13 protein-coding genes are annotated in these 13832 nt (G+C 72.7%); 8 read left to right on the top strand and 5 right to left on the bottom strand.

Annotated elements, in window-relative coordinates:
- Positions 1 to 519 precede the first annotated feature (519 nt).
- Positions 520 to 1659: a substrate-binding domain-containing protein gene (locus KHP12_RS31655; protein ID WP_086884298.1), complete on the top strand. Its 1140-nt coding sequence runs from the start codon at positions 520 to 522 to the stop codon at positions 1657 to 1659.
- A 79-nt stretch (positions 1660 to 1738) separates the two neighbouring features.
- Here KHP12_RS31655 and KHP12_RS31650 read toward each other — a convergent pair whose 3' ends face one another.
- On the bottom strand, positions 1739 to 2512 hold the full coding sequence (locus KHP12_RS31650; RefSeq protein WP_308016864.1) for a calcium-binding protein: 774 nt from the start codon (positions 2510 to 2512) through the stop codon (positions 1739 to 1741).
- A 297-nt stretch (positions 2513 to 2809) separates the two neighbouring features.
- Positions 2810 to 3115 carry a hypothetical protein gene (locus KHP12_RS31645; protein ID WP_143678294.1) on the bottom strand — a complete coding sequence of 102 codons (306 nt, stop codon included), beginning with the start codon at positions 3113 to 3115 and terminating at the stop codon, positions 2810 to 2812.
- Between the two features lie 4 nt (positions 3116 to 3119).
- Between KHP12_RS31645 and KHP12_RS31640 the strand changes: the two genes are divergently transcribed.
- Entirely contained in the window at positions 3120 to 3311 is a 192-nt protein-coding gene (locus tag KHP12_RS31640) for a hypothetical protein (protein ID WP_143678292.1), read from the top strand.
- 25 nt (positions 3312 to 3336) lie between these two features.
- Here KHP12_RS31640 and KHP12_RS31635 read toward each other — a convergent pair whose 3' ends face one another.
- Genes KHP12_RS31635 through KHP12_RS31625 form a run of 3 tightly spaced genes read right to left on the bottom strand, consistent with a single transcriptional unit; the run spans position 3337 to position 5726 of the window.
- Complete coding sequence (locus KHP12_RS31635; RefSeq protein ID WP_086884299.1) at positions 3337 to 4512, bottom strand: RNA polymerase sigma factor; 1176 nt, start codon at positions 4510 to 4512, stop codon at positions 3337 to 3339.
- A gap of 5 nt (positions 4513 to 4517) precedes the next feature.
- The gene (locus KHP12_RS31630) at positions 4518 to 4937 is read right to left on the bottom strand and encodes a YciI family protein (protein WP_037950854.1); all 420 of its coding nucleotides are present in this window, start codon (positions 4935 to 4937) and stop codon (positions 4518 to 4520) included.
- A gap of 42 nt (positions 4938 to 4979) precedes the next feature.
- Positions 4980 to 5726 (bottom strand): FadR/GntR family transcriptional regulator, encoded by a 747-nt coding sequence (locus KHP12_RS31625; RefSeq protein WP_138914109.1) that lies wholly within the window; start codon positions 5724 to 5726, stop codon positions 4980 to 4982.
- A gap of 304 nt (positions 5727 to 6030) precedes the next feature.
- On the opposite strand from KHP12_RS31625, the gene KHP12_RS31620 reads away from it, so the two are divergent.
- The 6 genes from KHP12_RS31620 (at position 6031) to KHP12_RS31595 (ending at position 13716) form a co-directional block, all read left to right on the top strand.
- A complete protein-coding gene (locus tag KHP12_RS31620; protein WP_210609774.1) occupies positions 6031 to 7698 on the top strand; it encodes an ABC transporter substrate-binding protein in 1668 nt (555 codons plus the stop codon).
- Complete coding sequence (locus KHP12_RS31615) at positions 7698 to 8648, top strand: ABC transporter permease (RefSeq protein ID WP_208653292.1); 951 nt, start codon at positions 7698 to 7700, stop codon at positions 8646 to 8648. The genes KHP12_RS31620 and KHP12_RS31615 overlap by 1 nt, the downstream gene beginning before the upstream one ends.
- Before the next feature lie 74 nt (positions 8649 to 8722).
- Positions 8723 to 9538 (top strand): ABC transporter permease, encoded by an 816-nt coding sequence (locus tag KHP12_RS31610; protein WP_372455316.1) that lies wholly within the window; start codon positions 8723 to 8725, stop codon positions 9536 to 9538.
- A complete protein-coding gene (locus KHP12_RS31605) occupies positions 9535 to 10710 on the top strand; it encodes an ABC transporter ATP-binding protein (RefSeq protein ID WP_086886310.1) in 1176 nt (391 codons plus the stop codon). Before KHP12_RS31610 ends, KHP12_RS31605 begins: the two co-directional genes overlap by 4 nt.
- A complete protein-coding gene (locus tag KHP12_RS31600) occupies positions 10707 to 11735 on the top strand; it encodes an ABC transporter ATP-binding protein (RefSeq protein ID WP_086886311.1) in 1029 nt (342 codons plus the stop codon). Before KHP12_RS31605 ends, KHP12_RS31600 begins: the two co-directional genes overlap by 4 nt.
- Before the next feature lie 115 nt (positions 11736 to 11850).
- The gene (locus KHP12_RS31595) at positions 11851 to 13716 is read left to right on the top strand and encodes a gamma-glutamyltransferase family protein (protein ID WP_086886312.1); all 1866 of its coding nucleotides are present in this window, start codon (positions 11851 to 11853) and stop codon (positions 13714 to 13716) included.
- Positions 13717 to 13832 lie beyond the last annotated feature (116 nt).

Genomic DNA, 13832 nt, shown 5'->3' with positions numbered 1-13832 from the left:
TCGATGTGCTCCTGAGCGGTGACCGAGGTGTTGTTGCCGCCGATCGCCGACACCGGGAAACGGGACGTCGGCGAAGGCGATTCCGGCCGGAATGCGAGCGATGGAATCGCGCCACATGCGTGACCGGGCGTGAACACTACCGCCTGTGCGCACACGCGCAAGGCATGGCCCCTCAACGACCACGGAATTTCCACAGTTTGCTAGGTTTAGGTCATCTACGTATCCCCCGGCGCCCCGCCAACCGCCCAGCCGGTGGCCGGGAGGTGGCTGCCCGGTGGTCATGGGGTGGAGACCGAGGGCGGCGCATGGGCTGGCTTGTTCACGACTGTGCTCGATGGGGCCGCGGGTACCGAAGGGGGCTGCCCGGCGCGGCGCCGCCACCCGTAACCTGTCTGCTCCCAGCCCCCGGTCCACCCACCCCCGGTCCACCCCGGGTCCACCCCGGCCCATCGCCGGTCAACCCCCGTACCATCCCCGGCCCGTACTCTCCGTACCACTCCGTGCCCTGCGAGGAGACCCGTGCACCCCACCCGCAAGGCGGCCCTGACGGCCATCGCGCTGCTGGCCGTGGCCACCGCCGGCTGCGAGCCCGGCGCCGCCTCCACCACGACCCACCGGACCTCCGCGAAGCCCGGCTGCCCGACCGTCGTCTCCAGAGCCGAACGAGCCGTCAAGAAGGCCGAGGACGTGGACGCCCCGTGGAAGGGCCCCACCACCGGGCCCGAGGCGGCCGGTCACGGCAAGAGCATCGTCTTCATCGCCCATGACCTCTCCAACCCCGGTCCGGCCGGAGTCGCCCAGGGCGTCCAGGAAGCCGCGTCACTGCTGCGGTGGAGCGCCCGCACCCTCAATGGCCAGGGCACGCCGGAGGGTTACCGGTCCGCCTTCAAGAAGGCGCTCGCCCTCAAGCCGGACGGCATCGCCATCGCCGGTTTCGACCCCGGCAGCGTCGCCGACGAGATGAAGGAGGCCAAGGCGGCGGGCATTCCGGTGATCGGCTGGCACTCCGCCCCGACCCCGGGCCCGGACGGGAGCCCCGATCTCTTCACCAACGTCACCACCCGGGTCGAGGACGTCGCGAAGATCAGTGCCGACTGGATCATCGCCCGCTCGGGCGGCCGCGCGGGCGTGGTGCTGTTCACCGACGGCACGGTCCCCTTCGCGAAGCACAAGTCGGACCTGATCAAGAAGGAGCTCGCCACCTGCTCCGACGTCAAGCTGCTGAGCTACCGGAACGTGCCGATACCCGAGGCCAACAAGCGCGCCATCGGGGAAGTCCGGTCCCTGCTCGCCCGCTTCGGCGACAAGTGGACGTACTCGGCCGCCATCAACGACCTGTACTTCCGGCACACCGCGGCCGCTCTGCGCGCCGCGGGCAAGGACGGCGCGGGCGCCCCGTTCAACATCGGCGCGGGGGACGGCGACCCGTCGGCCTTCCAGCGCGTCAACGGCAAGCGGTTCCAGGCGGCCACGGTGCCCGAGCCCCTCACCGAACAGGGCTGGCAGATCGCCGATGAGTTCAACCGCGCCTTCGCGGACAAGCCCGCCAGCGGATACGTCCCCTCGGTGCACATCACCACCGCCGCGAACAGCGGTGGCGCGCTGTCGTGGGACTCCGAGGGCTATCGGCAGGCGTATCGCAAGATCTGGGGGAAGTAGGCGAAGGGGAGCAGGCACGGGGAGGGCCGGGGCTCGTGAGGGGAGCCCCGGCCCCAGTGAGACCTGGTCCTGCCCGGTCTCAGTCCTGGTGGACCTCGTTGTTGCCCGTGCCGCCGGAGAGGGTGTCATTGCCCTCGCCGCCCCACAGCACGTCGTCGCCGCTGTTGCCGTAGAGGGTGTCGTCGCCCTTGCCGCCACGGAGGATGTCGTTGCCGGTGCCCCCGCGCAGGATGTTGTCCTCGGAGCCGCCGGTGATGGTGTCGTTCCCGGCGTCACCGTGGCATTCCTGCGCGCAGTTGGTGATGGTGTCGTCGCCGTCGCCGCCGTAGGCGCCGAAGCCCATGACACCGCCGCCACCGTCGATCTTGTCGTTGCCGCCCTCGCCGTAGAACGTGGGCGCCGCGCTGCCCTGGAGGACGTCGTTGCCGGCGCCGCCGTGAATTCCGGCGTAGGCCGAGCCATTGGGGTCGATCTTCGCGGTGTCATTGCCGTCACCGAGATCGACATCGAAGTTGTCGGAGTCGTCGGAGTTCTGCGGGATTTCCACCGCGCACTGGGCGACGGTGTGATCGCTCGCGGTCGGGTAGGTGCACTCGTCCCAGTTCGCCGCCTCCGGATCGATGGTGATGTCACCCTTGTCGCGGAAGGTGAGGACGTAATATTCCTCGAATTCCCCACGGCTGACGATCTGCTCGGAGACCGTCAGATTGTTCTTCTGCCCCGCGGCGGCCTTGTACCAGAGCTCGCCGTCCTCGTGGACGAGAGAGCCCGAGGTCGTCGGGGCCGCCTGGGCGGCGGGCGCCGCGAGCGCGGCTCCCCCCAGGGCGAGAGCGAGGGTGGCCGTAGCGGCCATGATCCGGTACCTGCGCATAGGGAAAGGGCCCTTCGTGCAATCAGCGCCGATCGGGCCGGCGAGTAAGCGCGGTTTCAGTCACCGGGCGCCGGCGATCGGCTATTGGGTGTTTCCGATCGCCCCGGTAGACCCTGAGGGACGGCAAGCGGTTGCCCGGGAAATTACCTAGTTTCCCGCAGGATTCCCGCAGTCGCAGGTCATCGCGTTATTCGAAGGGAGTTGCAGAAGAAATGACGACATCGCCGTAACCGGCCTTTCCGGGCGATTTAACCCCTCGTTCACCCGAGTCGGCAGGGGTCACCGCGCCGGAGGAGACGGGGCGGCGGCGTCCGCCCAGAAGGCCGACGATGCGGAACGCGGCACCGCGTCCGCCACTCCCACCAGTGCGAGCCCCAGCCCGAGCCGTACGGAGCCCGCCAAGCGCCCCCGTGCGAGCCCGAGCAGCCCCCGGGCCACCCGACCCGCCGGCGGCACCACCCCGGCCCCGCGCCGCACGGCGCCGAACCCGCAGGCCCCCGCGCCGACCCGGGCGGGCGCCCCGGCGAGCGTGCGGGGCACCTGGTACTCCGAGGTGCGCGACCCGAACGGCAACGCGATCGTCATGACCGTGTCCGGCAGTTCCCTCAGCGTGGGCTACCAGGGCAAGTCCTGCCCCGGGACGATCAGCGCGAGCATGGCCGTCACCATGACCTGTCAGGGCGAGCCCCTCTCCGGTGGCCACGCCGTGGTCAGCGGTGACGGCCAGAGCCTCACCGTCAACTGGCCCCAGGGCAAACCCGACCGGTACGTCCGTCCGTGAGCCGGCTCCTGGCTGACCCGGCCCGTCAGTGAGATCGGCCGGTGTTGAGCCGGGCGGCCTGGCGGGTCAGATAGTCGCGTTCGGCGAGGTTGGACGCCTTGTGGGCCGCCTCCGCGTACAGCCGGGCCGCCGTCGTCAGGTCACCGTCGCGCTCGTGGAGGTACGCCGCCACCGCCGCGTGGCGGGGCAAGGGGGATCCCCCGCTCGAAGAGCTGGGGGAAGACGCGTCCAGTTCCGCGAGCGCGGCCAGCCCGGCACGCGGGCCGTCGGCCTCGCCGACGGCCACCGCTCGGTTGAGCCGCACGACCGGGCTGTCGGTCAGGCCCGCGAGCTCGTCGTACCACTCCACGATCTGCACCCAGTCGGTCTCCTCGGCGGTGGGCGCGTCCGCGTGGAGGGCCGCGATGGCGGCCTGGGCCTGGAACTCGCCCAGCCGGTCGCGGGCGAGCGCCGCCTGGAGGATCTCCACCCCCTCGGCGATCGCCTCGGTGTCCCACCGGGAGCGGTCCTGCTCGGCGAGCGGCACCAGGCTGCCGTCGGGCGCGGTCCGGCTGGCGCGCCGGGCGTGGTGGAGCAGCATCAGGGCGAGGAGCCCCGCCACCTCGGGGTGGTCGATCGCGGCCGCGAGCTGCCGGGTGAGCCGGATGGCCTCGGCGGCGAGGTCGACGTCGCCCGAGTAGCCCTCGTTGAAGACCAGGTACAGCACGCGGAGCACGGTGGCGACGTCGCCGGGCTGGTCGAACCGTACGCCGGAGACGGTGCGCTTGGCCCGGCTGATGCGCTGCGCCATGGTCGCCTCGGGCACCAGATACGCCTGGGCGATCTGGCGGGTGGTGAGGCCGCCGACCGCGCGCAGGGTGAGCGCGACGGCGGACGACGGCGTCAGCGACGGGTGGGCGCACAGGAAGTAGAGCTGGAGCGTGTCGTCCACCGAGGCGGCCGGGCCGGGCGCCGGTTCCTCCTCGACGAGGTCCTCACGCCGGCGGCGGGCCGCGTCCGCCCGGGTCGCGTCGAGGAACTTGCGCCAGGCCACGGTGACCAGCCAGCCCTTGGCGTCCCGCGGGGGGTCGGCCGGCCACACGCGGACCGCCTCGATGAGCGCGTCCTGTACGGCGTCCTCGGCCGCCGCGAAATCGGCTCCGCGGCGGACGAGGACGCCGAGCACACCCGGCGTGAGGCTCCTGATCAGGGCCTCGTTCATCCGCGTCACTTGAAAGTGCACTCCGTGGTGCTGGGCTTGGCGGCCAGGAACGGGCGCACCTCCAGCCACTCGTGGATCGGCTTCCCGTCCTTCCCCGGAGCGGCCGACAGCTCACCGGCCAGCTCGACGGCGCGCTCGTGGCTGTCGACGTCGATCACCATCCAGCCCGCGATGAGGTCCTTGGTCTCGGCGAACGGACCGTCGGTGACCGGCGGACGCCCCTCGCCGTCGTACCGCACCCACGACCCCTCCGGGGCGAGCGCCTGACCGTCGACGAACTCGCCGGTCTTCTCCAGCCGGGCCGCGAAGTCGTTCATGTACTGCACATGCGCCGAGATCTCCTCCGGCGTCCACTGGTCCATCGGCACGTTGTTCACCGGAGCCGGAGCGCCGCGGTAGTGCTTCAGCAGCAGGTACTTGGCCATCGTGGTTCTCCTCGATGCGGATGCGACCCATTGTGGTCGCGTTCACCCCGGGGACGGAGCCGGTCCCGCGTTCTCGACATCCCCGTCCGAAGATTTTTTTCGCTGCTCCTCGATCCGGTGCAGCACCGAGTCCAGATGCGCCTCGGAGGCCGCTCGGGCCGCCTCCGGGTCGCGGTCCTCGATCGCCCGCAGGATGGCCTGGTGCTCCTCGATCGTGGCGCGCCGGCGGGCGGCGGACAGCGAGGTCTTGCGCCGCCCGGGCTCGCCGATCTCGTAGACCCGGTCCAGCAGCCGCAGCAGCAGCGGGTTGCGGGTGTACTGGGCGATGGCGCGGTGGAAGGTGCGGTCCAGGTCGGTGAACTCCTGCCGCGTGGGCTCGCGTCGCATCGCGTCCAGCAGGGCGTGCAGCTGGACGATGTCGGAGGGGGTGGCCCGCCGGGCGGCCCGCGCGGTCACCGAGGGCTCGATGCACGCGCGCACCTCCATGACCTGCAACAGCTCCGCCGTGGCCTCGAGCCCGGAGGCCAGGACGTCGCCGCGCGGAGTGGCCCCGGGGTCGAGCACGACGGTGCCGGAGCCGGGGCGCCGGGCGACCAGTCCGCGCGAGGCGAGGGCGCGCAGCGCCTCGCGGACCGAGCCCCGGGAGACGCCGAGGCTCTCCGCGAGCTCCCGCTCCGGGGGGACCCGGGAACCGGGCGCCAGCTCTCCGCTCAGGATCAGCCGCTCCAGGCCGACGGCCAGGGCGTCCGGCCTCGACAGGGTGGAGTGCCGCAGTTGCCGCCAGTCCATCTCCTGGCTTTCCTCCGCCTTCTTCAGCTTTCTCCAGCTTTCCGGTCCGGCCGGTGGTCCAGAGTCTCACACCCGGCGGACGTCATCCCGGTGTCCTCCCGGCCTCCGCCCGGCCTCCGCCCCGTCGCCGCCGCGAGCGGATTTAACCAGGTGGTGACGGGCGGGCAACCGGAGTCACCGGGTCCGCACGCTAGCGTCCACCGACATCAATTTGGTCCTACCAATGGGCCAAATGCGGCCGCTGCGCCATCCTGGCCGCACCGCAGCGCGCGCCCCGACGTCCCCAGCAGTGAGGCATCCCGCCATGCGCCAAAGAACGAGCGGACCCAGCGACCGGCCCCCACCCACCCGCCACCGACCGCGCGCCGCCGCCCTCGCCGCCCGGGTGCTGTGGGTGCTGGTGGCCGGCGCCACCGCCGGCTGCGCCTCCCTGGCCTCCCCCACGGCCGAGGTGGGCGCCGACCGGATGACCGACCCCCGGCCCGCCCGCGACGGCGGAACGCTCACCATCGCCCTCAAATCGGACCCGGACAAGCTGGACCCCACCCTGGCCAGCACCGCCGTGGGCCGGACCGTGTTCACCGCGATGTGCGAGAAGCTCTACGACGTCGACGCCGCGAACCGGATCGTGCCGCAGCTCGCCGCCGCCCCGCCCACGACGAGCGACGGCGGCCGCACCGTCACCGTCAAGCTGCGGCGCGGCGTCCGGTTCGCCGACGGCACCCGCATGGACGCCGAGGCGGTCAAGACCTCCCTGGACCGGCACCGGACGCTGACCGGTTCCGTGCGCGCGAGCGAGCTGAAGCCCCTCACCTCGGTCCAGGCGGTCGGCGACGACACCGTACGGCTGCGGCTGGCCAAGCCGTACGTCCCGCTGCTCGCGCTGCTCGCGGACCGCGCGGGCATGGTCATGTCCCCCACCGCGCTGAAGCGCTACGGCAAGGGCTTCGCGAGCCACCCCACCTGCGTCGGCCCGTTCCGCTACGCCGAGCGCGTGGTGGGCGACCGCATCGTGCTGGACAAGGACCCGAACTACTACGACGCCGACGCCGTCCATCTGCGGCGGGTGATCTACCGCACCATCACCGACGGCAACGTCCGGCTGGCGAACCTCCAGTCCGGCGACATCCAGGTGGGCGACCAGATGGACCCGGTCCAGGTGGGCAGGGCGCTCACCGAACCCGGGCTCCAGCTGTTCCACTCCTCCTCGCTGGGCTACTACGGACTGACCCTCAACATCGGGAACACCAAGGGCGCGGGGGCGCCGCCGGGCCGGATCGACACCCCGATCGCTCGGGACGTACGGGTGCGCGAGGCGTTCGACCTCTCCCTGGACCGCGACCTGATCAACACCATCGTCTTCCAGGGCCGCTACCGGCCCACCTGCGGTCCGCTCCCCGTCGGCACCCCGTACGCCACCGGGTCCCGCTGCCCGGCCCGCGACCTGGCCAAGGCCAAGCGGCTGCTCAGGGCCGCCAAGGTGACCACACCGGTCCGGGTGCGGCTCCAGATCAGCACCACCCCGGAGGACAACCGGCTGGGCCAGGTCATCCAGGCCATGGCCAAGGAGGCGGGCTTCGCGGTGAGCCTGGCGCCCACCGAGTTCGCCACCGGCCTGGAGCACTCCCGCGCGGGCGACTTCCAGGCGGCGACCACCAACTGGTCGGGTCGGCTGGACCCGGCGGGCAACATCGACGTGTTCGCCGGCACCGGCGGCGCCCAGAACTACGGCGGGCTCTCCGACCCCGCCATCGACCGGCTGATCGCCGAGGGCGGCACCACCGCGGCCAAACCCGCCCGCAAGAAGATCTACGCCCGGCTCGTGGAGCGCGTCCGCGCCGCGCACACCGTGCTCTATCTGATCCAGCCCACGAACTACGTCTTCGTGACGAAGAAGGTCGCCGGGCTGAAGGTCTTCGGCGACGGGCTGATCCGGGTGAAGGACGCCGGATATGTGAGGGGAGGGAGCTGATGTCGTATCCGATCCGCCGGCTCGGCGAATCGCTGATCACGCTCTTCCTGGTCAGTGTCGTGGTCTTCGCCGGTGTACGGGCGCTGCCCGGCGACACCGCCACCGCGCTGGCCGGGGAGGAGCCGACGCCCGAGGCGATCGCCCAGATCCGCGAGAGCTACGGGCTCGACGACAACATCGTGGTGCAGTACGTGCGCTATGTGCGGCACGCCGCCACCGGCGACCTCGGCGTCTCCTCCCGCACCGGGCTGCCGGTCCTGGACTCGGTGATGGAGGCGCTGCCCGTCACCCTCGAACTGTCCGCGCTGGCCCTGCTGCTCGCGGTCGTGGTCGGCGTGGGTGCCGGGGTGGTGGCGGCGGTCCGACGCGGCAGGCCCGAGGAGTGGCTGGTCAACGCGGTGGCGCTGCTGGGGCTTTCGGTGCCCGCGTTCTGGCTCGGCATCGTGCTCGTCCTCGCCTTCGCGATCGCCGTCCCGGTCTTCGCGGCCTCCGGTTTCGTGCCGTTCGGCGTGGACCCGATGGAGAACCTGCGCCATATGGTGCTCCCGGTGATCGTCCTCGGCTCCGGTCTGGCGGCGGTCGTGATGCGGCAGACGCGCGCGGCCATGCTGGGCTCGCTGTCCGCCGACTACGTGCGCACGGCACGCGCCAAGGGGCTCTCCCGACGCCAGGTGATCATGGGGCACGCCCTGCGGAACAGCCTGGTCACCGTGGTGACCGTGCTCGGACTCCAGCTCGGGCACCTCATCTCGGGCGCGGTGGTCACCGAGCAGATCTTCGTCCTGCCGGGCTTCGGCAAGCTCACCATCGACGCGGTCTTCTCCCGCGACTACGCGATGGTGCAGGGCGTGGTGCTGTTCACCTCCACCGCCTACATCGTCGTCAACCTCCTGGTGGACCTGGCCTATTCGGTGATCGACCCCCGTATCCGGCTCGGAGGTGCGCAGTGAGCGCCGCGACTACCGCCCTTCCCGCCGCCGGGGAGCGGGAGCGGGCCCCGCTCGCCCCGCTGTCCCGGCTCCGGCTGCTGACCCGTAACAAGCTGGCCCTCACCGGGGCCGTGGCCGCCGCGCTCCTGGTGCTGATCGCGGTGGGCGCCCCGCTCATCGCGCCGTACGACCCGGCCCGCCCCGACTTCACCGCCGCCCTCCGGCCGCCGGGCTGGGCCCACTGGCTGGGCACCGACGACCTGGGCCGCGATCAGCTCTCCCGGGTCGTGTACGGGGTGCGGGCCTCGCTCCAGATCGGGCTGCTCGCGGTGGCGCTGGCCTTCGCGGCCGGGGTGCCGCTCGGGCTGATCGCGGGCTACTACGGGCGGTTCGCCGACTCGGTGGTCTCCCGGCTCACCGACACCCTGCTCGCCTTCCCCTTCCTGGTGCTGGCGGTGGGCCTGGCCACCATCCTCGGACCGTCCCTGCTCAACGCCACGATCGCGGTCGGCGTCTCGCAGATCCCGGCCGTCATCCGGATCACCCGGGCGGAGACACTGCGGCTCAAACACCTGGACTATGTGGCGGCGGCCGTGGCAAACGGCGGCGGGGACGGCACCGTGCTCTTCCGCCATATCCTGCCCGGCGCCCTGTCCGCGCTGACCGTCCAGGCCACCGTGGGCATCCCCACCGCGATCATCGGTGAGGCGCTGCTGAGCTTCCTCGGCCTCGGCGTCCAGCCGCCGTCCCCCTCGCTCGGGGTGATGCTCTCCAGCGCCCAGGCGTACATCGCCGCCGCGCCCTGGATGGCGGTCTTCCCGGGCCTCGCGATCATCGCCGCGACGCTCGCGTTCAATCTGCTCGGGGACGGGCTGCGCGACATCCTCGACCCCCAGGGAGACAGCCGATGACCACGTCCACCGCGCCGTCCACCGCGCCCCCCGCCCTGAGCGTGCGGGACCTGTCCGTGGTCTTCCGCACCCCGACCCGCGTGGTCCACGCGGTGGACGGGCTGTCGTACGACATCGCCGCCGGTGAAGTACTGGCCGTGGTCGGCGAGTCCGGCTGCGGCAAGTCCGTGACCTCCACCGCCGTCATGGGGCTGCTGCCGCCCACGGCGAGCGTCGGCGGCTCCGTCCGGCTGGGCGGACGGGAGCTGGTGGGGGCGGACGAGAGCGAACTGCGGGACGTCCGCGGCCGGGAGATCGCGATGATCTTCCAGGAGCCGATGACCTCGCTGAACCCCGTGCTCACCATCGGCCGCCAGGTGGGCGAGGTCCTCCGGCGCCATCAGGGGATCGGCCGCCGGGAGGCGCGCGAGCGGGCCGTGGACCTGCTCGACCTCGTCGGCATCCCCGCCCCCGCCCAGCGGGCCCGCGACTATCCCCACCAGCTCAGCGGCGGAATGCGGCAGCGGGTGATGATCGCCATCGCGATCGCCTGCGACCCCGCCGTGCTCATCGCCGACGAGCCCACCACCGCGCTGGACGTCACCGTGCAGGCGGGCATCCTGGAGGTGCTGCAATCCCTGCGGGAGCGGCTCGGCACCGCGATCGTGCTGATCACCCACGATCTGGGCGTGGTCGCCGACATCGCCGACCGGGTGCTGGTGATGTACGCGGGCCGGGGCGTCGAACAGGCCCCGGTGGACGAGCTGTTCGGCGCGCCCCGCCATCCGTACACCCGCGGGCTGCTCGGCGCGGTGCCGGTGCCCGGTCGGCGGCGGACGGAGGGCGGGCGGGGGCGGCTCCAGGAGATCCCCGGACTGGTGCCGAGCCTCACCGAACAGCCCGACCGCTGCACCTTCCAGCCCCGCTGCTCCTACGCCGACGAGCGGTGCGGGGAGCAGAGGCCCGTACTGCGGGGGCTGCGGGGGCTGCGGGCGCCGCGCGAGCGGGATGAGAGGCATGAGGGGTACGAACGGGACGGGCGCTCCGAGCAAGCCGAGCAATCCGAGTCGCATGAGGCCGCGTGCTGGTATCCGGTGCCGGTGCACCCCGAACGCCCTGAACACCCCGAACACCCTGAACGCTCCGAACACACTGAACGCTCCGAACGCCCCGGACAGGAGGCCGCCTCATGACCGCCGCCGTCGCGCCCCCGGAGGCGTCGCGGGATGACGCCGTGCTCGACATCAGTGGCCTGGTCCGGCACTTCACCGGCCCCGCCGGCACCGTCAGGGCGGTCGACGGGGTCAGCCTCAGCATCGGCCGGGGCGAGATCGTCGGCCTGGTCGGGGAGTCCGGCAGCGGCAAGTCAACGGTGGGACGGTGCGCCGTACGGCTGGACCGGCCGACCGCGGGCCAGGTGACGATCAACGGCCGCGATGTGACCCGTCTTTCGAGGCGGGCGCTGCGTCCGCTGCGCAAGGACTTCCACCTGGTCTTCCAGGACCCGTCCTCCTCGCTCGACCCGCGGATGACCGTGGGCGCCATCGTCGGCCAGCCGCTGCGGCTGCACCGCCTGGCGTCCGGCGACGCCCTGCGCGACCGGGTCGCCGCGCTGCTGGCCCAGGTGGGGCTGCGGCCCGAACTGGCGCGACGGCGGCCCCATGAACTCTCCGGCGGACAGCGGCAGCGGGTCTCCATCGCCCGCGCGCTGTCGGTCGACCCCCAGCTGCTGGTGGCCGACGAGCCGACGTCGGCGCTGGACGTCTCCGTCCAGGCGTCCGTGCTCAATCTGCTGGCGGACCTCCAGCGGGAGCGGCGGTTCGGGTGTCTGTTCATCACCCATGACCTGGCCGCCGTCGAGTACCTCGCCGACCGGATCGCCGTGATGTATCTGGGGCAGCTGGTGGAACAGGCCCCGGCCGCCGAGCTGTTCGCCGACCCCAAGCATCCGTACACCCAGGCCCTGCTGTCCGCGGCCCCGGTGCCGAACCCGGCCGCGCAGCGGTCGCGCGCCCGGATCGTGCTCAGCGGGGAGCTGCCCAGCCCGCTGGATCCGCCGAGCGGCTGCCGCTTCCACACCCGCTGTCCGCTCGCCGTCGACCGCTGCCGCACCGAGCCGCCCGTGCCGCGGCGGCTCGCGGAGGGCGGCGGCCGCCGCGAGGTCTCGTGCCATCTGGTGGCGGACGATGGCACCGCGCCAGACGCGTCTGCCTTCTGACTGCCCCGCACGTCCGCACCCGCACGTCCACACCCGCCGTCCCCACCCGCCGTCCACACCTGCACCCGCACCCGCACCCGCACCCGCATTCGTACGAGACCAGGAGCCTGCCGACATGTTCACCACCCGGCCCACCCTTCAGGGCACCCATGGCATGGTGTCCTCCACCCACTGGCTGGCCTCGCAGTCCGCCATGGCCGTCCTGGAGGACGGCGGCAACGCCTTCGACGCGGCCGTGGCCGCCGGGTTCGTCCTGCATGTGGTCGAGCCGCATCTGAACGGGCCCGCCGGTGAGGTGCCGATCATCCTCGCCCCGGCGGGCGGCGAACCCACCGTGCTGTGCGGCCAGGGCCCGGCCCCCGCCGGGGCCACCATCGACCACTACACCGCGCTCGGCCTCGACCTCGTCCCCGGCACCGGCCCGCTCGCGGCGGCGGTGCCCGGTGCGTTCGACGCCTGGATGGTGCTGCTGCGCGACCACGGTACGAAGCGGCTCGCCGAGGTGCTGCGGTACGCGATCGGCTACGCCGAGCACGGCCATCCGGCGGTCGAGCGGATCGGGGAGACCGTCGAGACGGTGCGGGAGCTGTTCGAGACCGAGTGGACCACCTCGGCCGAGCTGTATCTGCCGGACGGGAAGTCCCCCGCCGCCGGGCGGCTGCTCACCAACCCCGCGCTGGCCGCCACCTGGCGACGGCTGGTCACCGAGGCGGAGGGGGCAGGGCCGGGGCGCGAGACCCAGATCGAGGCGGCCCGCCGGGTCTGGCGCGAGGGCTTCATCGCGGAGGAGCTGGCGGACGCGGCGGCCCGGCCCGCGATGGACTCGTCCGGGCACCGCAACGCCGGGACCATGACCGGGGACGACCTGGCCGCCTTCGAGGCCACGTACGAGCCGCCGGTCCGCCACTTCTGGAACGGCTGGACCGTGTGCAAGGCCGGGCCCTGGAGCCAGGGGCCGGTGCTGCTCCAGCAACTCGCCCTGCTGCCGTACGAGCTGAGCGAGGCCGACCTGGGCACGCCCGACTTCCTGCACCTCCTGATCGAGGGCGGCAAGCTGGCCATGGCCGACCGCGAGGCGTGGTACGGGGACGCCGCCGACGTGCCGCTGACGGAGCTGCTCTCGCGTCCGTACAACGACGAGCGGCGGGCGCTGATCGGCGAACGGGCCTCGTACGAGCTGCGCCCCGGGCATCCCGGGGGCCGTACGCCACGGCTGAGCAAGCAGGCGCTGGCCGCGGTGGCCCGCGCCGCGTCCGGGGCGGCCGGACCGGCCGCCGGGCCGGGCGGCGGCGAGCCGACGGTCGGCGGCGGGGACCTGGGCCTGGGGCTGGGCGGACCGGCTCATGGCGAACCCGTCGTCGACCGGGACGGGGTGACCCGGGGCGACACCTGCCACCTCGACGTGGTGGACCGCTGGGGCAACATGGTCGCGGCCACGCCCAGCGGCGGCTGGCTCCAGTCCAACCCCGTCATCCCCGCGCTGGGTTTCCCGCTCGGCACCCGGCTCCAGATGACCTGGCTGGACCCCGGCCTGCCCAACTCCCTCACCCCCGGCCGCCGCCCCCGCACCACGCTCACCCCCTCGCTCGCGCTGCGCGGCGACACCCCCGTCATGGCCTTCGGCACTCCCGGCGGCGACCAGCAGGACCAGTGGAGCACCCACTTCTTCCTCGGCGTGGCGCTACGGGCGCCGGTGCGCTCCGGCCTGGATCTCCAGGGCGCCATCGACGCCCCCAACTGGCACCAGGAGTCCTTCCCCGGCTCCTTCCACCCCCGGGCGATGACGGCGGGCCGGGTGGTCGTCGAGTCCCGCATCGGCGAACCCGCCCTTGCGGAACTCCGCCGCCGAGGCCACGACGTCGTGGTCGGCGAACCCTGGTCGGAGGGCCGCCTGTGCGCGGTCGCCCGCGACCCGGAGACGGGCGTCCTGCTCGCCGCCGCCAACCCGCGCGGCGCGCAGGGCTACGCGGTGGGGCGCTGACGCCTGCGGTGGGCTACTCCCCTCCCCGCCCCTTCCCCCAACTGGGGCTCCGCCCCAGCCCCCGGCCGCGTCGCAGGTGGCGCGGTCGGCATCCCCGGCCGGTGCGCTGATCGCGG

Origin of the sequence: Streptomyces asiaticus (assembly GCF_018138715.1) — a bacterium.
In the GTDB taxonomy this organism is placed as follows: Bacteria; Actinomycetota; Actinomycetes; order Streptomycetales; family Streptomycetaceae; genus Streptomyces; species Streptomyces asiaticus.
The sequence above is the reverse complement of the archived record's forward strand: the minus strand, read 5'-3'. Positions and strand labels throughout refer to the sequence as shown.